Raw genomic sequence first — 22,437 nt, 5'->3', positions numbered from 1 at the left:
GCCTGGCCGCCGGTGGAAGCGACAAATCCTGGCGACTCACGCGACGGGAGCTACGGCGTGACCATGCCGCCGTTCACGTTCAGCGTCTCGCCCGAGACGTAGCTTGCCTCGGCGGAGGCGAGGAACACGAACGCGGGCGCGATCTCGGCGGGCTGACCGGCGCGCTGGTACGTGCTCTCGTCGTCGAAGTGCTCCATCTGGTCGTCCGAGACGCCCTGGCTCACCTGCAACGCCGACCACGTCGGGCCGGGGGCCACGACGTTGACCCGGATGCCACGGGGAGCCAGCTGCTGCGCGAGGCCCTTCGACAGGTTGTTGATCGCGGCCTTCGTCGCGGCGTAGTCGAGCCGGTCGGGGGCGGGGACGTACGCCTCGAGCGAGGCGGTGTTGATGATCGCCGCGCCCTCGGGGAGGTGCGGGAGAGCGGCCTTGGTGATCCAGAACGGCGCGAAGACGTTGGTGCGGAAGGTCTGCTCGAACTGCTCGTCCGAGAGGTCGTCGACTCTCTCGACCATGATCTGCTTTCCGGCGTTGTTCACCACGATGTCCAGGCCCCCCAGCGCCTCGACGGCCTCGGCGACGAGGGTGCGGCACGCGGCCGGGTCGGTGATGTCGGTCGGGATCGAGACGCCGGTGCGGCCGGCATCCCGGACCTGCTCCAGGACGTGATCCGCGTCGCGCTGCTCGGCAGGCAGGTGCACGATGGCGACGTCCGCGCCCTCGCGCGCGAACGCGATCGCGACGGCGCCGCCGATGCCCGAGTCTCCGCCGGTGATCAGCGCCTTCCGGCCGGTGAGGCGCCCCAGGCCGCGGTACGTCTTCTCGCCGAGGTCGGGGACGGGCGTCATGTCGGCCTGCACGCCCGGTTCGGGCTGGTGCTGCACCGGCGGTTCGACGCGGGCGTACCGCGTGACGGGGTTGTCGAAAGTGAGCTGGTCGCGATCGGTGGTCATGCGGGCGACGCTACGCACGCTGCCGGCGGTGCGAGACCGGGTTGACGGCGTCGCGCGGGCTGTTCCTCAGCGCGGAGGTCACCCGCGGCGCGGGCGCGGAGGCGGCCGAGGAGCTCTCTCTGCCGACGCCTACCGTGACCGCGTGCCTACCCCAGACGTCCCACCGACGACCCCGCGCGTCGTCCTCCATCTCGTCGATCGCGCGACGGGAGGGGTACCGGTCGCGGTGCGCGGTTACATCGAGAACTCCCCACCGGGATTCCGTCACATCGTTGCGTCGCCGCACGGGTCGGACGGTCCGGCGGCGGTCTGGGCGGAAGGGGCGCGCGTACTCGATGCGCGCCACGTGGACTGGGACGTCGCGCACCCGCTCGTGGCGATCTCCGGCGTCCGCGCCCTCGTCTCCCGGTTCGCTCCGGACGTCGTCCACGCGCACTCCAGCTTCCCGGGCGTCTACGCCCGCGCGGCGCTGCGCGACGGCCCGCGGCGGGTCTACACGCCGCACTGCTTCGCCTTCGAGCGCCGTGACGTGGGCATGGTCGCGCGCTCCGCCTATCGCGGGATCGAGCGCGCGCTCCGCGGACGTGCCGACCTGCTCGCCGCGGCCGGTCCGGGCGAGGCCGTCGCCGCCGCGCGGCTGGGATACCCGGCGGCGCGGATCAGGGTCATCCCGAACGTGCCGTCGGTGCGGCGGGTGTCGTCTGTCCCACCCGCCCCGACGGATGCCGAGACCCTGACCGTCGGGATGCTGGGACGCTGGGCGCCGCAGAAGGACCCCGACCTGTTCGTCGGTGCGGTGCGGCGGCTGCGTGCGGAACTTCCGGGCGTCCGTGTCCGTGGGCGGTGGATCGGCGGCGGGGAGGGCGCCGACGCCGCACCCGAAGACATCGAGGTCACGGGCTGGCAGGCCCCCGACTCCGTCGCGGCGCAGCTCGGCGGACTCGACGTGTACCTGCACTCGGCCGCGTGGGAGGCGGCCGTGGCGATCGCGATCCTGGATGCCGTGGAGTGCGGGGTCCCGGTCCTCGCGCGCCCGCTCGCGGCGATGCCCGGCCTGCCGTCCGCGGTGCAGTGGGATGTCGGGCTGCGGACGCTCGTCGCCGCGGTGCGCGCGGGGAGCCTGGCCCGGTGGCAGGACGACAACCGTGCCCGGTGGGCCGAGTATCTCGGCGGGACGTTCACCGTGGAGGCCCAACGCGCGGCCCTGCGCGCCGTGTGGGGGTGAGCGCGCGCTCCGTCAGGCTCCGCGGAGCGACCGCCGCACGTCGCGGATGACCTCTTCGACCCGGTCGACGGCGGCATCCCAGGAGAAGCGCGCCTCGTTCTCGCGTCCGGCGCGCGACAGACGCTCGCGGAGCCCCGGATCGGCGTCGAGGCGTTCGATCCCCCGGCGGATGTCGGCCACGTCGGTGGGGTCGACCCACAGGACGCTGTCGCCGAGCACCTCGGGAAGCGAGGCCGCGCGCGCCGCGAGCACGGGCGTGCCCATGCGCTGTGCCTCGAGAGGGGGGATGCCGAATCCCTCGTACAGCGAGGGGAAGGCGAAGGCCGCCGCCCCCCGGTACAGGGCCATCAGCTCGGCATCGTCGACGCGGCCGAGGAATTCGACGCCGTCCCGCTCCCGCGCCCCGCGCGACTGAAAGGCGCGCGCCTGGTCGCCGACGATCAGCAGTCGGCGGACGGTGGAGGTCCGGGCGGTCTCGAACGCCGTCATGAGCGCGTCGAAGTTCTTGTGCCGGTTCGGCGACGACACCGCCAGCAGGTACGGCTCGCCCGCGTCGTGGCGGGGGCCCTCCGGACGGAAGTCGGGGCCGACGGCGGCGTGCACCACGGTGATCTTCTCGGGGGGCAGCCCGAAGTGCGCGTGCAGCTCGCCGGCGGAGAAGGCGCTCACCGTGAGCACCCGTTCGCTGCGGCGCAGCAGCCCGGGGACGAGCGCGCCGTAGAGAAGACGGAACGACCGGGCGAAGCTCTCGGGATGCCGCACGTAGATGATGTCGAGGTGCGAGGCGATCTGGGGGCGGTAGAGCGTCGGACCCGTGTTCGCGAGTCCCAGGAGGAGCGGCGAACCGGAGGCGCGGAGGAAACGGGGGAGCGACCATTGCTCCCACGCGTGGCCCCGCAGCCGTCCCACTCGGAGGATCGGTGCGCCGAGGTCGGGCTCGATCAGGTCTTCCGGGGGCACCGCCACGAGCACCGGCATCCGGTCCGCGAGCCCGCGCGTGATCTCGCGCGCCCAGCGCTGGACCCCGGTGGGGGTGTGGGTGAGGAACCGGCCGTTGATGACGACGGGGGCGAGGGGCGAGGTCATGCGGGGTCCTTCGTGCGTGCGGGGCGATGCCGCGTCGGGGGAGGGGTCGACACGATGCTGGGTCATGCGGACATGTCGGTCGTTCGCCGAGCGCGCGCAGCGCAGCGGGTGAGTCTTCGGGTGAAGGTGGGGCGCACGTCCCTGCCCGGCGGGGGCGGGTCGCCCGTCCTCCCTCCACCCGGGGCGGCACCATGGCGAGGAACCGCGTCGACCGTCGACGTGCCCGGGGAGGCGGCCATGGCCCACATCGTTCTCGACGCGCGCGGATACTTCACCACGACGGGGCGCTACATCCGGAAGCTGGTCGAGGGTCTCTCCCGCCTCGAGGACGATCACCGCTACACCCTCGTGCTCCCCGCGGACCGGCTCGAGGACTGGTCGCCGCCGTCCGAGCGGTTCCGGGCCGTCGGTTCGTCCGCGCCGTTCTTCTCCCTCGCGGAGCAGGTCGGCCTCGCCCGCCAGATCCGAGCACTGCGACCCGACCTCGTGCACTTCTGCATGCCCCAGCAGCCCGTGGTCCTCGGGATTCCGAGGGTCACGACGTTCCACGACATGACCCTCCTGAAGATCCGCAACGCCAAGAAGTCGCGCGTCGTCTCGTGGTCGCGGCGCGCCGTCGGCCGAGTCGCGTTCACCGCCGCCGCGCACGTGGGGCGGGCCAACATCGTCGTCAGCCGCTTCAGCGCCGAGGATCTCCGTCGCTTCACCGGGGTTCCGCGCCGCAGCATCGTCCTGACGTACGAGGCGGCGGATGCGATCGCACACGCCGCCGAGACGGTTCCCGTGCCGTTCGAGCGATTCGTGTTGTTCGTGGGCAACCAGGTTCCCTACAAGAACCTCGAGCGACTCTTCGACGCGGTCCAGGACCTCGTTCCGACCCACCCGGGGCTGGGGCTCGTCGTCGCGGGCCGGATCGACGACGACGGCCGCCGGATCCTGCAGAGGCGGCCCGACATCGCCCGGGGCGCGCACTTCACCGGCTACGTCTCCGACGGCGGCCTGCGCTGGCTGTACGAGAACGCCGCCGTCTTCGCCTTCCCCTCGTTCTTCGAGGGCTTCGGGCTGCCGGGGTTGGAGGCGATGCGTCACGGCTGCCCCGTCGCGAGCAGCACCGCGACCTGCCTCCCCGAGATCTACGGCGACGCGGCGATCTACTTCGCGCCCGAGGACCGGGTTGCGATGGCATCCGCTCTCCGCCGGGTGATCGAGGACCCCGAGGTCGCGGCGAGCCTCGTGCGCCGGGGGCGCCGCCGTGTCGAGGACTTCTCGTGGGAGCGGATGGCGGACGAGACGCGGGCGGTCTACGAGCGGGCCCTGCGCCCCCGGGATGCCGTGACCCCGGGCCCCGCGGAGGCCGGTCGGCCGCCGGGCAACGGATAGGTCTCGCCGAGCCGGCCGCGGAGCCCCGCGAGGCACGCCGCGACGATGAGTCCCGCCGCGCGCAGCCGGAGGGTCAGCAGCCCTGCCGCGAGCAGGAGCCCGAGGCGCACCACGACGTTGACCGCGAGCCGGAGCTGCGCCGCGACCGATCCGCGCGCCTGCTCCGCGCTCAGGTACGCGGCGTTGCGGTTCTGGTAGCGCACCCGCCACAGATCGTCGCGGGCGGTGCGGAGAACCCGCGGGACCCGCAGCCGCCGCCGCGGGGGCTCGGAGCTCTCGCGCCAGTCGACGGTGTCGTGGATCTCGACGTCCAGGCACAACAGGATCTCGCACCCGGCGGCCCTCAACTCCGCCGAGAAGGCGTTGTCGTCGGCGTAGAGCACGAGAGCGGTCGGCGGCTGGAGACCCCGCGCCGCGATCGGGGCGGGGAGGTACAGACCGCCCCACATGCTGTTGGGGAGGGGTGCCACCCGGACGGCGCCGACGCGGGTGTCGACCACACCGCGCGGATCGGCGGTCTGCCGGTGTCGAGCGAAGACGTCGGTGCTGAGGAACGCTCCGGGGCGGAGCTCGGAGAACAGGTCGTCGGGGGACGCCCCCTCGCGCAGGAGCCGGTAGACGGGGTTGACGGCGCGGAAGCACGCGAGCGCCGTCGGCGGGGCGCCGCGCGACTCGAGGGCGCAGGTGGTCGCCTCGAGGACATTCAGTGCCCCGGGCGGGAGCGGGTTGTCGTCGTCGAGGAGCAGCACCGCCGTCCCGCGTCGGTACGCGGCGACCAGGCCCGCCGCGAACGCGGGGGCGGATCCCCGGTTCCGGCCGAGATCGATCACCGCGATCCGACCGGACGATCGCGCGACGGCGTCATTCAGGCGCGCCGCGGAGTCGGGCGCCGTGCCGTTGCTGACGACGATGAGGTCGGCTCGAGGTTCGGCGAGCACCGAGGCGATGGTCGCGGACAGGCCCGCGTCCCAGCGGTCGGCGTAGGTCACGGTGACGACGGTGACGCGGGGGAGAGCGGCGGGTTCGGCATCCACTCGCCTTTTCTTACGGCGGCCGCGGCGGGGGCGGAGTCTCGCGCGGCGGGCGGACGCGGTCGTGAGAGGACCGCGCGACGTGGCCCGGCGCGTGTGCTCCCGTGCGCCCGGGTGCGGACGCCGTCGGCGGATCCGCCCGAAGAATCACCCGTGCGGCCTTACGGCCTCACCTCTCGAGGGTCGGATCCGCCCCGGCGCAGCACCGGGAAGCAGCCGGACAGGATCGCACGGTGACCTCCCGCCCCCGCGACTCTTCCGCATGAAGGTCCTTCTCGGGCGCCTCGCGGGCTTCGGCTCGCTCCCGCTCCTCGCCTCGCTCGCCCCTCTGCTCCTGCTGGGGGTCGTCTCCCGCGCCTCCACGCTCGACCAGTGGGCGGGACTCAACATCGGCCAGGCGATCGGCTCCTTCGCCACGGCGGTGACGATGTTCGGCTGGCAGGTGGTCGGCCCCCCGATCGTGGCGCTCGCCCCGAGCGACCGCCGTCGACGGATGACCTACGCGGCGTCGTGGTGGCTCCGACTGGCTGTGTTCGCCGTGGTCACGCCGGCGGCGGTCGCGCTGTCGGTGGTGACCTCGCCCGGCGGCACGGGGGTGCTCGCCGCGCTCATGTGCGTCGCCGCGGCGCTGTCGGGGATGTCCATGACCTGGTACGCGATCGGTGTGGGGCGGGCGCGTCTCATCACCGCCTTCGAGGTGGTTCCGCGCATGCTCGCTCTCGCGGTCGGCGCGGGCCTCGTCGCGGCGACGGGGGAGCCGCTGTGGTACCCCGCGTGCATCGTCGCGGGGATCGTCGTGGCGCTCGGGATGTTCCATCGGCGGTACTTCTCGTGGACGATCCCGCCCTGGCCGGGTGCGGACGCTCTGCGTTCGGCGGTGCGGTCGAGCGCTCCCGGCGCCGGGGTCCTCATGCTGGCCGGGGTGCGGTCGGCCGCCCCGGTCCCCGCCGCGACCGTCGTGCACGCCCCCGGCTCGGTGGTGTTCCTCGCCTCGGCCGATCGCCTGTACCGGTACTCGCTCTTCAGCGTGTCCGCGCTCGGCGACGCTCTGCAGAACTGGGTGCTCGAGCAGGGGACCCGCGGTCGGCGACAGCGCGTCGCGCTCCTGCTGCACGGAATCGTCGGCGCGGGCGGAGCGCTCGGGCTCGCCCTGCTCGGGCCGTGGACCACCGGCGTGCTCTGGGGGGCGCACGTGGCATCCACCCCCGAATTCCTCCGGGGATACGCCGCCGCCTTCTTCTTCGTCTCGGTCGGCACGCCCCTCGTGCGCAACGTCCTCGTTCCCCGCGCCCGCACGGGATACGTGCTCGTCTCGGACGCGGCCGGTCTCGTTTGCGGTGCAGCTGCGGCGTTCCCCCTCGTCGCAGCTCTCGGCGCTCCCGGCATCCCCTGGGCTCTCGCCGTCGCCGAGGCGGTGAGCGTGATCGGCTACGTCTCCGCGGTGATCGCCGTGCGCCGGGTGTCCGACGGGGGGTGAGACGCCCCGTCGCTCGCGTCGAGAGCATCGCCGCGGCGCGAGACCGTGCCGAACGCGCGCGGCAGCAGAGCGCAGAAGGCCAGCAGGATCAGGACGATCTGCCACTGCTGCTCATCGAACGAGAAGCCCATCACCGCGAGGAACGTCGCGCCGCCGATCGCCAGCGCGCCGCCGAAGAGCGCGCGCCCCAGCACCGCGCAGAACAGGACGAGCGCGACGAGCCCGGAGAGGGCGAACAGCGACACATAGGCGTTGTCGAAGTAGAGGAGGTTGCTCGCCCCGCGCACGATGCCCGCGCGGAAGAGTTCCGCACTCGCCCCCGCCCCCGAGCCGAATACGACCGCGGCCTCGCCGCGCGCCCACAACGCGTCCCACGACCCGACCACGAGCGAGCGGTGGATGTACGACACCGAGGACTCGAACCGTCCGTCGAGGGCGAGGAGGGTCGGCAGGTCGACGAGGAGCGCGGCGATCGCGAGCACTCCCGCCCCGGCGATCATGGCCAGGAGCCGTCGCCACCGCAGATTCGCGAGCCCGTAGGCGAGGAGCGCCGCGAGGAGCGCGACGACGGCGCTCCGGGTGCCCGACAGGGCGACGGCGGCCGCCGCGACGACGACACCGCCCGCGTACCGCCGGCGTCGGGTCCGCGCGGCGGCGTGGACCAGCACGAGCGCTGCGACGCTGGCGAAGACGGCGAACGGGATCGGGTGCCCGAAGGTGCTCTGCGATCGGCCGGTGAGGGCCGGGATGAGGACGTTGGCTCGATCGTCGATGTTCTCCAGCGATTCCACCCGGAGGGGCCAGATCGCGTCGACGGTGCCGGTCTGTTCGAGAGCGGCGTAGGCGGTGTGCGCGAGGACGAGCCACAGGAACGTGTCCGCCACCGCGGGGAGGTCTTCCTTCCGCAGCAGCGGGACGACGAAGGCCAGCGCCATCGCGGAGGCGAGCATCCCCGCCTGCAGCAGCGTGGACGCGGGGGAGAACTGGCCGAGGATGCGGAGGATCAGCCAGAGGCCGAACGCGGCGAACAGGCACGCCCCCCACAGCGGCGGCCACGGCGTCGAGGCGTCGCGCCGGACCACGGCGAACAGACCCAGCAGGACGATCGTGGCGAGCGCCGTCATCGCCATCGTCTGATCCCGGACCGATCCGACGGGGACCAGGGTCGAGATCACGATGATCGCCGCGACCGCGCGGGCCGGCGCCGCCGACGCCGGGGCGCGGAGCACCACCCACACGCTGATCATGCAGGCCGAGATCAGAACCAGGGAGCCGATCGTCATGGTGTCTTCTCGGAGTGGCGGAGCGACGGGGAGGTCGGCATCCGCTCGCGGACCGTCCGACGCCCGCGCACCCACGCGCGCAGGCCGCGCGCCAGCCGCCGCAGGCGGGCGCGGCGGGGGTCGTCGGTGGGGTCTCCGGCGCGGCGTGCCGAGGCGAGCGCGACGTCGTCGTCGGGCCACAGCAGACGCACGAGCGCCCGCGGGCGCCGGAGGATCGGCAGGGTCCGAAGCGCCGCGAGGTACGCGTGCGCCGTGTCGGGACGCCCCCGCCAGTGCCAGTCCCTCGGGGTCGAGGCCGCGGACCCTGCCGTCGCCTCGGCGCCGAACACCTCGGTCAACTCGCGCCGCAGAGCCGGGACGGCTCCGAGCGCGCGGGCGCTCCCGAGGGTGCCTCCGGCCGCGGCGAGCATGCGTACGGCGGTGGTCGACGCGTCCGCCGAGCGCCCGCGCTCGCCGATCGCCGGCCGGACGACGTTGACCGCGGCGAGCACCGCGTGCACGTCGCGCGAGGGGATCCGAACCTCCGTCCCCGCGTACTCCGTCGTCACGCACGACGCCGAGACGGCCTCGAACGCCGACGCGTCGTCGAGGGTCAGGCCCGGAACGCGGCGATGCACGTCGATCTCGCATCCCCAGGTCTCGGGGCTCATCGTCGTGCTGTGCGGAACCGGCGTTCCGAACCACGGATCGGGGGAGCGGTGCCAGCCCCAGGCGGCGAGGGCGCGGACGAGCTCCTCCGCCCGAGCCGGCTCGCACCAGACGTCGACGTCCGCGGAGTGTTCCCGCTCGCGGAGCCCCTGGCGGTGGAGGCTGGGCCCCTTGATGAACACGGTGCGGACACCGAGCTCCGCCGCCACGTGGGCCGTGACGGCGTACACGAGCTCGTGCAGGGGCGACGAGAGCACGGCCCGCTTCAGGTGATGCGCCCGTGCGGGGTGGTCCGAGCCGAACGCGGCGATGCCCAGCCGGCGCCATTGCGCGAGAACGTCGAGGTCGGCGTCGTCGAAGGCGGCGCTCGGAACCGGAGCCTCGCGGATCAGTCGGCGCCACAGATCCGCGCCGTGCGACACGAGGCACAGTGCGGGCCCGGGCAGCGTCGGGACGAGGAGGATCTCGGCCTCGGCGGCGAAGCCCGGCGCGCCGGCGACGTCGAGGGCGCCGAAGGCGGTCGGCATCCAGCCCTCGGCGAGGGGGGAAGAAGGCATGGGCACTCCTGGGGGCGCAGCGGGGCGACCTCACAGTGTCGCCCGTGCCCCGCCCGGCGGCCCGCCGCTCGCGCGCCGTTCAGGCCGCCGTCGACACCGAGATCACCCGATGCGCGTCCGCACCGGTGCCCGCGGTCACCCGGTCGTGCGTCGAACCGCCCGCGTCCTCACAGCCCGAGCGTGCGCTCCAGGAACGCATTGCGGAAGATGCCCCGCGGGTCGGCCTCCCGCGCCGCGGCCAGGAAATCCGCGACGTGCGGGAGGGTCGCGCGGATCGTCTCGCCAGGCATCGTGAACGCCTTGCCCCAGTGAGGGCGGGCGTCGAACGGGGCCAGCGCGGCCTCGATGGCGGGCAGCACCGCCGCGACCCCGGCGTTGTCGTTGCGCCACGTGAAGTGGATCGCCAGAACGTCCCGCTGATACGCCGGGCTGAGCCACAGGTCGTCGGCCGCGACGGTCCGCAGCTCCGTCACGAGAAGCACCGGATCGATCGTGGATGCCAGAGCCCGCACCGCCGCGAGCGCGTCCGCCGCGGCATCCAGGGGGACGAAGTACTCGGACTGGATCTCGTCGCCGTCGCTGGGGAGGGCCTCGGCGCGGAAGTGGGGGAGGCGGGTGTGCCACGGCCCGGGCGTCCCGCGCCCGGTCGTGTTGCCCACGGTGCGGATGCGTCCGAGGTGCAGGTCGTCGCCGATCGGGCGGCCGCCCAGGTCGGTCACGTAGCCCGGTTCGGGATCGGCATCCGTCGTCTTGACCCAGACGAGATCGTGGGCGGGGTCGCCCCACGTCGTGAAGACGCTGACGCTGTACGCGCTCGCGAACAGACGCCGCGGGTCGGCCACGATGTCGTCCCACGCGACGCCGGTGTAGGCCTCGGCCGTCACGGTGTAGGTCGGGACGGTGCGGAGCTCCACGGCCGTCACGACACCGAAGGCGCCGAGACCGAGCGCAGCCGCCGGGAACCACGGGTGCTCGCCGTGGACGAAGTGGCGGTCGCCGGCGGCATCCATGATCTCCAGGGCGGTCACGGCGCTCGAGAGGTTGCCGTTGCGGGTGCCGGAGCCGTGGGTACCGGTCGCGGCGGCGCCGGCGACGGAGATGTGGGGGAGCGAGCCGAGGTTGTGGAGGGCGCGCCCCTCGGCCTCGAGCACGGGTGCGAGCTGCGCGAACGTCACCAGCCCCTCGACGCGGACGCGCTCGCCGTCGACCTCGATCCGCACGGGCAGGTTCTCGAGCGAGATCAACGACCCGTCGGTGTCGCCGACATCGGTGAACGTGTGGCGGGTGGCCTGGACGCGGAGCGAATCCGCGGCCGAGACCGCCGCCGCGAGCTCGTCGAGGTCTGTGGGCAGCAGTGTCTCGGCGGCGCGGTAGCGGTGGTTCCCCGACCAGTTCGTGCCGGAGGAGCGGGTGAGCGTCATGCGGTCCATCCTGCCGCGCGAGGACCGCGCCCGGGCCCGCGGGTCACGGAGTCGGGAAGAGCTCCGCCTCGAACACCGCCTCGGCGGCCCCCACGAGCAGGCGGTTCTCGCCCAGCGCGGCGACGCGCAGCCGCAGGTCCTCGGCGCACGCGGGCATGGTCTGCGCGCGCACCGCGGCGTCGAGGCCGTCGAGGTCGAGCGCCGCCAGCGTCGCGAGGAAGCCGCCCAGCACGATCACCGCGGGGTTGAGGACGTTCGCGGCGTTCGCGAGCGCCGTGGCGAGGATGCGCCGCTGCCGTGCCGTCTCGGCGTGCGCTCCCGGATCGTCGGTGGATGCCAGGGCCTCGGCGAGCACCGAGTCGTCGACCGCGTCGAGGTGCAGGGCCGCGAGGAGCCGCGCGCGGCTCACCTCGTCCTCGAGCACGCCGTCCGCGGCACGGCGGTCGGCGGCATCCACGATCCCCGGACGGTTCTGCCCGAACTCGCCCGCGTAGCCCCCGGCTCCGCCGAGCGGCGTCCCGCCGACGATGACCGCGCCGCCGATGCCGCTCGCCCCGCCGTTGAGGTACACGACGTCGTGCGCGCCGCGGGCGGCGCCGAAGAGGTACTCCGCCAGCGCGCCGAGGGCGGCGTCGTTGCCCACGCGGGCCGGCAGACCCGTCGCTTCCGTGACGAGGGCGCCGATCGCGGCATCCGTCCACTCCAGGTGCGGGGCGGTGCGGACGAGGCCGTCGGCGGCGCGCACCGGCCCCGGGACGGCGACGCCCACCCCCACCGTGCGGCGTCCGCGCAGGGGGCCGTCCGCCCACGCGGCGAGGCGTTCGCCCACGAGCTCGGCGGTGCGCTCGGGGGTCAGCAGCCCGGTCTGCGGGAGGCGCTCGCGGGCGACCGCCGTGCCGTCGAGGGCGAACGCTCCGATGTCGAGCGCGTCGACCTCGGGGTTCACGCCGATCGCGACCACGCGCGGATCCGGGGAGACGGTCGGCGAGGGGCGGCCGACGCGGCCGACCGGGTCGGGGGCGCGCTCGACGACGAGGCCGTCACCCACGAGCTCGCCCACGAGGTCGGCGATCGTCGAGCGGTTCAGGCCCGTCGCCTCGGTCAGTGCGGCGCGCGAACGCGGACCCTCGCGGTGCACGGTGCGCAGCACGAGCGCGAGGTTCGCGCGGCGCATGCCGTCGCCCCTGCTCGCGGTGACCATCCGACCACTGTGCCACGGCGGCGGGGTCGCCGTGGCACGCGGTGCCGTCCCCCGCCGCCGCCGCCGCATCCGCCGTGGCCCCCGCCGTCGAGTGCGCGATGAACGCGATTCGCGGCCATGAACGCGACGGCAGCGCGTTTATGCGCGCGGATCGCGTTTATGGCCGGGGGAGAGGAGGCCGCCGCCCCGGCCGGCCGGCCGGTGCGGGCCGGCGAGCAGGCCGCCGCGTCGTCGATGACAGCGCGGGGGCGATCAGCGGATGCCGCCCCGATCGACCAGCCGCGTGGGCACGAGCTGCGTGTGCGCACCGGTGGCCGGGTCGGCGACGCGCGCCAGCAGCGTCCGGGCGGCGCGGGTGCCGAGGTCGGTGACGTCGTAGTCGACGATGCGGATGCGCCGCGGAAGGAGGTTCGAGATCTCGAAATCGTCGAAGCCGGTGACGGCGACGTCGGCCCCGCGGGGCAGGATCGTCTCCAGCGCGCCGATCGTGAGGCGGTTGTTCCCGCAGAACACCGCGGTCGGAGGGTCATCGGAATCGAGCAGACGCGCGAGCGCGTCGCGCGCCGCAGCGGGGGTGTGCAGGCCCTCCACGACGAGGGCGGGGTCGTACGCGCGGCCCGCGGCGGCGAAGGCCTCTTCGACGCCCGCCCACCGCTCCGACATGGTGTAGATCGTGCGCGCATCGAGGAGGACCGCGATCCGCCGGTGCCCGTTCGCGAGCAGCTCGGCGACGGCGTCCCTCGCTCCGCCGCGGTTGTCGAGGAGGATGACGTCGGCGGGGATGCCGGTGCCGGGTCGGTCGAGGAAGATCACCGGCGTGCCGAGCTCGACCTCCCGCTGCAGGTAGGAGTGATCGTCGGCGGTCGGCACCACGATGAGTCCCCCGACCTGGCGCTGGCAGAGATCGAGGGCGAGTGTCCGTTCGGTCGCGGCATCCTCTTCGCTGGACGCCATGACGATGTGCATGCGCTCCCGGGTCGCGACCGTGGAGATGGCGGCGGCGATCGCCATGTAGAACGTGTTCGACAGGTCGGCGGCGATGAAACCGATCGTGTCGCGGTTGCCGGAGCGCAGGCTGGCGGCGAGCGCGTTGCGGTGATAGCCGAGGCGGTCGACGGCGGCGAGGACGCGCTCCGCCATGGCGGGATCGACGTGGGGTTGGCCGTTGATGACCCGTGACACCGTCTTGAAGCTGACGCCCGCTTCGGCGGCCACGTCGACCATGGTCGGCCGGCCGGACTTTCGCATGCGACTCCTCGGGACGCCGGGGGTCCGGCATCCTCCGAGCATAGGGAACGGAACCGGTGCCGGTGGACGCGACGGCTCCGGGTACGCCAAACGGGTGCCCCGACGATCGTCGGGGCACCCGTGGAGCGCGCGAGCGGGGGATCAGAGGGCGGGGGCGACCAGCGCACCCGTCTCGTGCGAGGCGATCGCGGCCGCGAACAGGCGGTGGGTGAGCGCCGCCTCCTCGGGGTGCACGCACCCGAAGCCGTCGCCGAGCTCGCCCACGTACTCGGCGAGGAACGCCGCCCACATCTGCAGGATGGCATCCGAGAATCCGGACTCGAAGTTGGGGCCGGTCACCGTCGGCCACACCGACTGGCTGCCCGCGTCGACGCTCTGCCAGCTCTGCTCACGGCCGACACCCGGCACGTCGACGAACGCGAACACCTCGACCTGCTTGGGGTTCTTGGTGCTGAAGCGCACGCCGCCCGACATGCCGATGGCCTCGAACTCCCACGTGTTCTTCTGACCCGGCGCGATGCGCTTGGTCTCGGTCGTGAGCGGGAAGGGGGCGCCGTCGTGGCGGGCCCACGAGTGGATGACCGCGTTGTCCCAGGTGTCGCACGGCTGCGGGGAGCCCTCGGGACCGGGGCGCTCGGTGACGATGTCCTGCAGGATGCCGACGACTCTCTCAGGCGTCCAGCCCAGCCGCAGCGGCACGTGCCACGTGTGCATGCCGAGGTCGTTGAGCACGCCCGCATCGCCGCAGAACTGCTTCTGCCGCTTCCAGTTGAGGGGCTTGTTCACGTCGATGTCGCTCGAGTGCAGGAAGGAGCAGGTCGCCTCGACGATGCGGCCGAGAGCGCCGGACTTCACGTAGTCGACGGCCCACTGGGCGCCAGGGAAGAACGGCATCTCGCTCGACACCCGCACGAACGATTCCGGGTTCTCGCCGATCGCGGCGACGACCGCGTCGGCGGCCGCCCGGTCGATGCCGAACGGCTTCTCGGCCAGCAGGGCCTTGCCCGCGCGGACGGTGTCGACGTAGAGGCGCTCGTGCAGGTCGTGGCGCACGGCGATGTAGACGACGTCGACACGGGGGTCGGCCAGCAGCTCGTGGTGGTCGGTCGTGGTCAGCTGCACCGTGTCGATGCGCTCGAAGAACGAAAGCGCCGCCGGGTTGATGTCGCAGACGGCGACGAGCTCGGGCTCGGCGGGGTGATCGATCAGGGCGGGCCAGCGGCGCAGAGCCGCGGCGATCTCGCGGCCCATGAGGCCGCCGCCGATGATGCCGACGCCGATCTTCTTGCCGGTCATGCGGCACCGCCGATCAGGGTCAGAGCCTCGTCGACCGACGCGTCGTCGTGGACGACCGCCATGAGCGCGGCGGTGATGCCGGCGGGGTCGTCGTGCTGGATGACGTTGCGGCCGTAGACGATGCCGCGGGCGCCCTGCTCGAGGACGGCCTTCGTGCGCTCCAGGAGCGTGCGGTCGTCGACGCGCCCGCCGCCACGCACGAGCACGGGGGTGTCCCCGGCGGCCTGGATGACCTTGTGGTAGTCCGTGATGTCGTCGGTCGGGTCGGCCTTGATGAGGTCGGCTCCGAGCTCGCGGGCCTGGCGCACGAGGGTGACGATCTTGGCGGTGTCGCCGTCGACGCCGTAGCCACCGGACCCCGGCTTCGTCTGCATGACGAGGGGCTCGATCATCAGCGGCATCCCGTAGGTCTCGGCGTCGGTGCGCAGCGCCAGGATCGAGCGGATGCACTGCTCGCGGATCTGCGGCTCGCCGGGCAGGTCGAGGAGGTTCACGCACACGGCCACCGCGTCGAGGCGGACCGCGACCCGGATGGCATCCGGGACGAGGACGCTGTGCAGGGGGGACTCCAGCGGGTCGCCGTAGACGTTGGCGATGTCGGTGCGCAGCACCAGTCCGGGCTTCTGCTTGCCGGGCACCGACTGCAGCAGCGGGGCCTGGCCGAGGGTGAGCTGGACGGCGTCGGGGCCGGCGTCGACGAGTGTCGCGACGGTCTTCGCCATGTCTTCGATGCCGGTGAGGAAGTGATGCTCGTGGAACGCGCCGTGGTCGACGGCGACGTCGAGAGCGCGGCCGGAGCGCGCGTTGAACAGGCGGTTGAGGCGGGGTTTCGACATGGGGTATGGGTCTCCGAGACGTCGGTTCGGGGCGCGGCTCTGCGCTCGACGGTCAGTATGCGGGGCACAAGACAACGTTGTCAATCGCTGCTAGCGTGAAGCGCACCACGGCGAGGAAGGCGGGGCTCATGGGCGAGCTGTACGGATCGACGATCGACGAGGCGCTCCGGCGTGCGGGCGCCACCGCGCAGTTGGCGGGCATCGAGCAGTCGGTCAGGACCGACGGGCCGGATGCCGGCACCCGACGCCTGCGCATCGTCGCGGGCGAGCTCGACATCGAGCTGCTGCCCGACCGCGGTCTCGACCTCGGCCAGGTGCGGCACCGCGGCGTGCCCCTGGCCTGGGTGTCGCCGACGGGGTGGCCCCGCCCGGATTCGGCGGGCTTCGGCGCGTCGTTCGGGGGAGGGCTCCTCACCACCTGCGGCCTGCTGTCGTTCGGTCCGCCGTCCACGGACGCTGAGGGCACCCATCCGCAGCACGGTCGCTACAGCGGGCTCTCGGCATCCGTCCGCCGGGCCGAGGTCGAGGGCGACGCCGTCGTCGTGGAGGCGACGATCGTGGAGGCGAGCGTGCTGGGCGCGCACCTCGAGCTGCGGCGACGCATCCGGGTGCCGCTGGGAGAGGCGCGCATCGAGGTGCACGACGAGATCCTCAACCGCGGCGCGCGGGCGGTGGAGCCCATGGTGCTCTACCACGTCAACCTCGGGTGGCCGCTGGTGGACGCCGGCACGCGGATGCGCTCGCCGGCGGTGCGGGTGCATCCGCGCGACGCGGCGGCGGAGGCCGGGGCGGCGACCTGGGCGGAGTTCCCCGTGCCGGTCGCCGACTACCCCGAGCAGGTGTTCCACCACGAGCTTCCCGGTGGCCGGAGGGTGAGTGCGGAGGTGACGGCGGCGTCGGGGCTCGGCATCCGGATCTCGTTCGACACCACGGTGCTGCCGGCGATGTTCCAGTGGCGGGTGGCGCAGGACGACGGCGTCGTGCTGGGGGTGGAGCCGGCGACGGCGGCGACGATCCTCGGGCGGGCCGACGCGCGTGCCGCCGGACTGCTGCGCGCGCTCGCGCCGGGGGAGTCGTGGAAGCTCGACCTCGACATCGATGTCATGCGAGATCGATCCGTGACTTGACAACGTTGTCTATCTAGCCTCAGGATGACTCCATCGAAGCCCGCCCCGGGACTTCGGGCCAGATGACAACGATGTCGGAGAAGCGATGACGCACGACGAGCTGATGACCGCACCCGCGGTCGGCGCAGCCGCCGCGGTGCGTCCCCGCGCTCGTCTCATCGACGTCGCCACGGCCGCGGGCGTCAGCCCCAAGACCGTGTCGCGTGTCATCAACGACGAGGCGGGCGTGCTGCCCGGCACCCGCGACCGCGTGCTGCAGACCGTGCGTGCGCTCGGCTTCGTGCCCGATCGCAGCGCCCGCGAACTCAAGCGTCGGGCGGCCGACACCATCGGCATCCTGATCGACGCGATCTCCGACCCGTTCTTCGCCGCCTTCGTCAGCGTCGTGGAGGAGCTCGCGGTCGCTGACGGACTGAACGTCATCTTCGCCAGCACCGGCTACGACGCGGCCCGCGAGCGCACGCAGCTGGACCGACTGACCGGGCACCGCCTCGCGGGCCTCATCGTCGCCCCCGTCGCCATGCCCGCCTCGACGCTGGCCGGCCTCGGTGCGCGCTTCCCGGTCGTGACCATCGACCGCGTCCGGGCCGGGATCGACGCGGTCGTCATCGACGACTTCGGCGCCGCAGCCGAAGCCACCTCCGCCCTCATCGCGCACGGACACCGCCGCGTGGCGTTCATGGGCGAAGACGTCCCCTACCCCACGGTGAGCGACCGTCTGGCCGGCTACCGCTCGGCGCTGGAGGCCGCGGGAATTCCCTTCGACCCCTCGCTCGTGGTGACGCACGAGCGGTTCCGCTCGGGTGAGGCCGCCGAGGCGTCGCCGTTGCTCGAACGCGACGACGCCCCCACCGCGCTGCTGTGCGCCACCAGCCTCGCGGCGATCGCCACCGTGCGGGCCATCCGCGCGCGAGGTCTCGCCATGCCCGCCCTCGTCTCGTTCGGCGACTTCACCCTCGCCGAGGTGCTCGAACCCGGCATCACCTACGTCGACCACGACCCGCGCCTGCTGGGGGCCGCGGCGTTCCGCCGCCTCCGCGAGCGGGCCGCGCGCCCCGACGAGGCCCCCGCACGCATCGTCGTGCCCACGCGTCTCGTGCCCCGCGGCTCGGGCGAGGTCGCCCCGTCCCTTCCCCTCGACCCGATCGGAGCGACGCGATGAAGCCCGTCCTGCTGCCCCCCAACCCCGTGCAGCACTTCTATCTCGGTGGCGACCGCATCGCGGCGCTGCGCGGCATCACGCCCGAGACCGACCGCCAGCCCGAGGAGTGGCTCGGGTCGACCGTCTCCCGCTTCGGCTCCGACGAGATCGGTCTCGCCGTCACCGACGAGGGCGACGTCCTGCGCGACCTCGTGGCGGGAGACCGCGCCGCGTGGGTGGGTGCCCGCGGCGGGCGGGATGCCGCGGATCTCGGCATCCTGGTCAAGCTCCTCGACGCGCGTCAGCGCCTCCCCGTCCACGTGCACCCCGACCGCGGGTTCGCGAGCGCCCACCTCGACTGCCCCTACGGCAAGACCGAGGCCTGGTACGTGCTCGAGACCGAGGATGACTGCGCCGTGCACGTCGGCTGGAACGAGGACGTCGACCGCGACGAGCTCGACCGCCGCCGCGACGCGCAGGACAGCGAATGGATGCTGTCGCGCATGAACCGCGTCGTGGTGCGCCCCGGCATGGGCGTTCTCGTGCCCGCCGGCACGGTGCACGCGATCGACGGGGGCATCTTCGTCGCCGAGGTGCAGGAGCCCACCGACTTCTCGATCCTGCTCGAGTGGTCGGTGACGACCTCGACCCGCGAGGAGTCGCACCTCGATCTCGGCTTCGAGGCCGTCATGCCCTCGGTGTCGACCCGGAAGCTGGATGCCGCGTCCCTCGACGCCCTGGTCAGCACGGTCGGCACGACGCCGGCGGGGGCGGATTTCCGGTCTCTGCTGCCGTCGGTCGCCGACCCGTACTTCCGCCTCTTCGACGCCGCGGGGGAGACCGTGTCGCGCGAGGCCGGCTTCGCGGTCGTGCTCGTGCGCGAGGGTTCCGGTGCGCTGGTGTCCGACGCGGCCTCGGTCGACGTCGAGCGCGGCCAGGTCTACGCCGTCCCGCACGCCTTCGGCCCCTGGCGTCTGACCGGCGCCGCCGAGGTGCTCGTCGCCGCCCCCGGTGCCGGCTGGCCCGGGACCCTCCGCGGGGGTGAGGTGCGGTGAGCGATTACGTCGTCGGCGTCGACATGGGCTCGACCAGCACCAAGCTGCTGGTGGCCACCCCCGACGGGCGCCAGGTGCTCGTGGTGAGCCGGCGCTCGCCCTGGACGAACCTCGACCACGGCCGGGCCGAGATGACCGCCGCGCAGGCCATCGCCGTCGTCCGCGATCTCGCCTCCGAGGCCGATGCGGCCCTGGAGGACGGATACCGCATCCTCTCGCTCGGGGTGTCGGGCATGGCCGAAGCGGGTGTCCTGCTGGATGCGGAGGGCGCACCGCTCGCGCCGATCATGGCGTGGTTCGACCCGCGTGGCGCCGAGCAGATCATGGCGACGCCCGACGCGTTCCGCGCCGAGTTCCTCGGGCGCACCGGACTGCCGGTCGGGCCACTGGCATCCGTCTCCAAGCTCCTGCACCTGCGCGACGAGGGGGTGGCGCTTGAGGGGACGACCTTCCTCAACGTCCCCGAGTACGTCGTGCACGCGCTCGGCGGGCCCCGCGTCGCGGAGTACTCGCTCGTGTCGCGCACCGGGCTCATCGACCAGGACGACAGCACCCCGTGGCGGGCCGCGCTCGACGTGCTCGGTGTCGACGAGACGATCCTGGGAACGCTCGTCAGCGCGGGGGAGGCGGTCGGGACGATCACCGACCCGCAGCTGCCCCCGGGCTTCCAGGGTGCGGCGCTCACGGTCGCGGGGCACGACCACCTCGTCTCCGCCGTCGCCGTCGGCGCCACCCACACGGGACAGCTCTACGACTCGATGGGCACCGCCGAAGCCCTCGTGCGCGTGCTGGACGACACCCTGCCGTTCGACGCCCGGGAGCGCCTCGCGCGCGCCGGCATCAACTGCGTCCGCCACGTCATCCCCGGCAAGTACGTGCTGCTGGCCGGGACCAAGTCGGGCCTGCTGATGCGTCGCGTTCTGCAGCTGCTCGGGATCACGGATGCCGTGGGCCGCGCCCGCATCGACGACGAGACCATGGGGCTCCCCACAGACGGCACCGTCTCGGACACGGGGCTCGCCGTCTCGGGTGCCCGCAACGACGACGGCGTGCTGAAGATCGTCGCGCAGAGCGACGGACTCAGCCGCGCGGAGCTGTTCGCGGCCTCTCTGCGCCACGGCAACGACATGCTCGCCGAGCTCATGGCCGTCATGGACCGCGAAGTGGCCCCGCCCACCTCGACGGTGCTCACCGGCGGCTGGTCGTCGATGGCATCCGTCGTCCGGTCGCGCTCAGCGCTGCTGCCCGCCGTCACGGTCTCCACGCACGACGAGGGCACCGCGTACGGCGCCGCCCTCTTCGCGGCGTTCGCCGTCGACCCCCGTTCTTTCGAGGACGTCGCCGAGACGTTCCTCTCCTCCCCCCTTCTCACCACGGAAAGGAGCTGACGATGTCGTCAGTCAATACGGCCGTCCCGGTGCTGCAGGCACGCGGCCTGTCGCGTCAGTTCGGTCATGTCCGCGCCCTCAGCAACGTCGATTTCGAGGTCTACCCCGGCGAGGTCACCGCTCTCATCGGTGACAACGGCGCCGGCAAGTCGACGCTCGTGAAGGCGCTGTCGGGCAACCTCGCCGTCGACGAGGGCGAGATCCTCTTCGACGGCGAGCCGATCGAGATGACCAACCCGCAGGTCGCCTCCTCGCTCGGGATCGAGACCGTCTATCAGGACCTCGCGCTCGCTCCGCACCTGGACCCGGTGCAGAACATGTACCTGGGGCGGGAGATCCGCCGCCCGGGCCTCGCCGGGGCCCTGGGGTTCATGAAGACGAAGGACATGGCCGTGGCCTCTCGGGCCGCGTTCGACGAGCTCGGTGCGACCGTGCGCTCGCTCACCTCCCCCGTGGGGGAGATGTCGGGCGGTCAACGCCAGGCCATCGCGATCGCCCGCGCGGTGCACTGGGCCGGTCGCCTCGTCTTCCTCGACGAGCCGACCGCGGCGCTGGGCGTGCGGCAGACGAAGAACGTGCTGGAGACCATCCGCCGCGTGCGCGACAAGGGCATCGCGGTCGTGCTGATCTCGCACTCCATGCCGCACGTGATGGAGGTCTGCGACCGCGTCCAGGTGCTGCGCCTGGGCACCCGCGTGGCGAACATCCCCGCGAAGGACACCTCCATGGAAGAACTCGTCGGGCTCATGACCGGCGCCGTCACGAAGGACGACCAGAAATGAGCACCACCCCTCCCACCGAGACGGTGGCCATCGGCACGTTCGAGGACACCAAGCCGAACTTCTTCGTCGGGCTGCTGAAGGCCCAGGCCTTCCAGATCCTGCTCATCCTCATCGTCATCGTGCTGATCTTCAGCGCGCTCGCGCCGGACTCGTTCGCCCAGTGGTCGAACTTCCGCCTGATCATCCAGAACGCCTCGATCCTCGCCGTCCTCGGCGTCGGGATGACGTACATCATCATCACCTCGGGCATCGACCTCTCGATCGGCTCCGTGCTCGTGTTCTCGGGCGTCGTGTCGGCGCTGACGATGCGCGCGCTCGGCGGCGAAGGGTGGGGCGTCGCCACCATCGGCATCCTGGTCTCGATCGTCAGCGGCGTGTGCTGGGGACTGCTGAACGGCTTCCTCATCGCGAAGGCGAAGATCCCGCCGCTGATCGTCACCTTGGGGTCGCTGGGCATGGCGCTGGGGCTCGCGCAGATCCTCACCGGCGGTGTCGACATCCGCGACGTCCCCACCGTGCTGACCGTCTCGATCGGATACGGGAACGTCTTCGGCAGCGTGCCGATCATCAGCGTCATCGCGCTCGTGGTCGTCGTCATCGGCGCCGTGGTGCTGCACTTCACGAAGTTCGGCCTTTACACCTACGCCGTCGGATCGAGCGAACTCGCTGCCCGTCGCGTCGGCGTCAAGGTCGACCGGCACCTCATCTCGGTCTACACGCTGTCGGGAGGGCTCGCCGGACTCGCCGGCATCCTCGCCCTGTCGCAGTTCTCGACCACGGCGATCGCCGGCCAGTCGCAGACCAACCTCAACGTCATCGCGGCCGTCGTGATCGGTGGCACGTCGCTCTTCGGCGGCGTCGGCACGATCTTCGGCACCGTGGTCGGCCTCTTCATCCCCGCCGTGCTGCAGAACGGCTTCGTCATCACCGGCGTGCAGCCCTTCTGGCAGCAGGTCGCCGTCGGCGCGGTGCTCATCACCGCCGTCTACGTCGACCAGGTGCGCCGCACCGCCGCGACCCGCGGCAACACCCAGAGCCTCTGGCGCAAGTTCGTCAGCGGAGGACGCCGCGGCTGAGGCCCGGCATCCGGAATCAACCAAGAGAGAACAGGCAATCACAATGCAGTGGAACAAGAAGGTTCTCGCGTTCGCCACCCTCGGCGCCGCAGCCACCCTCGTCCTCGCCGGCTGCTCCGGCGGAGCCTCGTCGGGGTCCGCCTCGGGCGGCGCGGACGGCTACAAGATCGCGTTCGTGCAGGGCGTGGCGGGAGATGAGTTCTACATCTCGATGCAGTGCGGCATC

Annotated in this window: 19 protein-coding genes and 1 pseudogene; 10 read left to right on the top strand and 10 right to left on the bottom strand. The window is 72.7% G+C overall.

Annotation, left to right across the window (positions count from 1 at the left end):
* Positions 1–50: 50 nt before the first annotated feature.
* The gene (locus CSIV_RS01325; protein ID WP_077049632.1) at positions 51–953 is read right to left on the bottom strand and encodes an SDR family oxidoreductase; all 903 of its coding nucleotides are present in this window, start codon (positions 951–953) and stop codon (positions 51–53) included.
* Between the two features lie 142 nt (positions 954–1,095).
* Between CSIV_RS01325 and CSIV_RS17955 the strand changes: the two genes are divergently transcribed.
* Positions 1,096–2,178 carry a glycosyltransferase family 4 protein gene (locus CSIV_RS17955; RefSeq protein WP_160897509.1) on the top strand — a complete coding sequence of 361 codons (1,083 nt, stop codon included), beginning with the start codon at positions 1,096–1,098 and terminating at the stop codon, positions 2,176–2,178.
* A 12-nt stretch (positions 2,179–2,190) separates the two neighbouring features.
* On the opposite strand, the gene CSIV_RS01315 is transcribed toward CSIV_RS17955, so the two are convergent.
* Entirely contained in the window at positions 2,191–3,264 is a 1,074-nt protein-coding gene (locus CSIV_RS01315) for a glycosyltransferase family 4 protein (protein ID WP_077049837.1), read from the bottom strand.
* 237 nt (positions 3,265–3,501) lie between these two features.
* Between CSIV_RS01315 and CSIV_RS01310 the strand changes: the two genes are divergently transcribed.
* Positions 3,502–4,644, top strand: a complete 1,143-nt coding sequence (locus CSIV_RS01310; protein ID WP_077049630.1) for a glycosyltransferase family 4 protein — start codon at positions 3,502–3,504, stop codon at positions 4,642–4,644.
* Here the strand turns inward: CSIV_RS01310 and CSIV_RS01305 are convergent.
* Positions 4,566–5,678: a glycosyltransferase family 2 protein gene (locus tag CSIV_RS01305; RefSeq protein WP_077049629.1), complete on the bottom strand. Its 1,113-nt coding sequence runs from the start codon at positions 5,676–5,678 to the stop codon at positions 4,566–4,568. The two genes, CSIV_RS01310 and CSIV_RS01305, sit on opposite strands and share 79 nt — an antisense overlap.
* Before the next feature lie 259 nt (positions 5,679–5,937).
* Between CSIV_RS01305 and CSIV_RS01300 the strand changes: the two genes are divergently transcribed.
* A complete protein-coding gene (locus CSIV_RS01300; RefSeq protein WP_077049628.1) occupies positions 5,938–7,152 on the top strand; it encodes a hypothetical protein in 1,215 nt (404 codons plus the stop codon).
* Here CSIV_RS01300 and CSIV_RS01295 read toward each other — a convergent pair.
* From CSIV_RS01295 to CSIV_RS01265, 7 genes are all read right to left on the bottom strand, one after another.
* The gene (locus CSIV_RS01295; RefSeq protein WP_077049627.1) at positions 7,104–8,435 is read right to left on the bottom strand and encodes an O-antigen ligase family protein; all 1,332 of its coding nucleotides are present in this window, start codon (positions 8,433–8,435) and stop codon (positions 7,104–7,106) included. The two genes, CSIV_RS01300 and CSIV_RS01295, sit on opposite strands and share 49 nt — an antisense overlap.
* On the bottom strand, positions 8,432–9,640 hold the full coding sequence (locus tag CSIV_RS01290; RefSeq protein ID WP_077049626.1) for a hypothetical protein: 1,209 nt from the start codon (positions 9,638–9,640) through the stop codon (positions 8,432–8,434). The genes CSIV_RS01295 and CSIV_RS01290 overlap by 4 nt, the downstream gene beginning before the upstream one ends.
* 167 nt (positions 9,641–9,807) lie before the next feature.
* Positions 9,808–11,061 (bottom strand): D-arabinono-1,4-lactone oxidase, encoded by a 1,254-nt coding sequence (locus tag CSIV_RS01285; RefSeq protein ID WP_077049625.1) that lies wholly within the window; start codon positions 11,059–11,061, stop codon positions 9,808–9,810.
* Between the two features lie 43 nt (positions 11,062–11,104).
* Positions 11,105–12,262, bottom strand: coding sequence for an ROK family transcriptional regulator (locus tag CSIV_RS01280; protein ID WP_077049624.1), 1,158 nt, complete (start codon positions 12,260–12,262; stop codon positions 11,105–11,107).
* A gap of 252 nt (positions 12,263–12,514) precedes the next feature.
* A complete protein-coding gene (locus CSIV_RS01275; protein ID WP_077049623.1) occupies positions 12,515–13,510 on the bottom strand; it encodes a LacI family DNA-binding transcriptional regulator in 996 nt (331 codons plus the stop codon).
* A 141-nt stretch (positions 13,511–13,651) separates the two neighbouring features.
* Complete coding sequence (locus CSIV_RS01270) at positions 13,652–14,806, bottom strand: Gfo/Idh/MocA family protein (RefSeq protein ID WP_077049622.1); 1,155 nt, start codon at positions 14,804–14,806, stop codon at positions 13,652–13,654.
* A complete protein-coding gene (locus CSIV_RS01265) occupies positions 14,803–15,642 on the bottom strand; it encodes a class I fructose-bisphosphate aldolase (RefSeq protein ID WP_077049621.1) in 840 nt (279 codons plus the stop codon). Before CSIV_RS01265 ends, CSIV_RS01270 begins: the two co-directional genes overlap by 4 nt.
* A gap of 95 nt (positions 15,643–15,737) precedes the next feature.
* Between CSIV_RS01265 and CSIV_RS01260 the strand changes: the two genes are divergently transcribed.
* From CSIV_RS01260 to CSIV_RS01230, 7 genes and pseudogenes are all read left to right on the top strand, one after another.
* The gene (locus tag CSIV_RS01260) at positions 15,738–16,769 is read left to right on the top strand and encodes an aldose 1-epimerase family protein (RefSeq protein ID WP_175627534.1); all 1,032 of its coding nucleotides are present in this window, start codon (positions 15,738–15,740) and stop codon (positions 16,767–16,769) included.
* An 85-nt stretch (positions 16,770–16,854) separates the two neighbouring features.
* Positions 16,855–17,931, top strand: a complete 1,077-nt coding sequence (locus tag CSIV_RS01255) for a LacI family DNA-binding transcriptional regulator (RefSeq protein WP_083734921.1) — start codon at positions 16,855–16,857, stop codon at positions 17,929–17,931.
* Positions 17,928–18,965, top strand: coding sequence for a hypothetical protein (locus tag CSIV_RS01250; protein WP_077049619.1), 1,038 nt, complete (start codon positions 17,928–17,930; stop codon positions 18,963–18,965). Before CSIV_RS01255 ends, CSIV_RS01250 begins: the two co-directional genes overlap by 4 nt.
* Positions 18,962–20,353 carry an FGGY-family carbohydrate kinase gene (locus CSIV_RS01245; protein WP_077049618.1) on the top strand — a complete coding sequence of 464 codons (1,392 nt, stop codon included), beginning with the start codon at positions 18,962–18,964 and terminating at the stop codon, positions 20,351–20,353. Before CSIV_RS01250 ends, CSIV_RS01245 begins: the two co-directional genes overlap by 4 nt.
* 2 nt (positions 20,354–20,355) lie before the next feature.
* The gene (locus CSIV_RS01240) at positions 20,356–21,135 is read left to right on the top strand and encodes an ATP-binding cassette domain-containing protein (protein ID WP_077049617.1); all 780 of its coding nucleotides are present in this window, start codon (positions 20,356–20,358) and stop codon (positions 21,133–21,135) included.
* Positions 21,132–22,211, top strand: coding sequence for an ABC transporter permease (locus tag CSIV_RS01235; protein ID WP_077049616.1), 1,080 nt, complete (start codon positions 21,132–21,134; stop codon positions 22,209–22,211). The genes CSIV_RS01240 and CSIV_RS01235 overlap by 4 nt, the downstream gene beginning before the upstream one ends.
* Before the next feature lie 43 nt (positions 22,212–22,254).
* Positions 22,255–22,437: pseudogene (locus CSIV_RS01230) on the top strand (hypothetical protein); the annotation flags it as partial.

Origin of the sequence: Microbacterium sp. CSI-V (assembly GCF_001984105.1) — a bacterium.
Classification (GTDB): Bacteria; Actinomycetota; Actinomycetes; order Actinomycetales; family Microbacteriaceae; genus Microbacterium.
The sequence above is the reverse complement of the archived record's forward strand: the minus strand, read 5'-3'. Positions and strand labels throughout refer to the sequence as shown.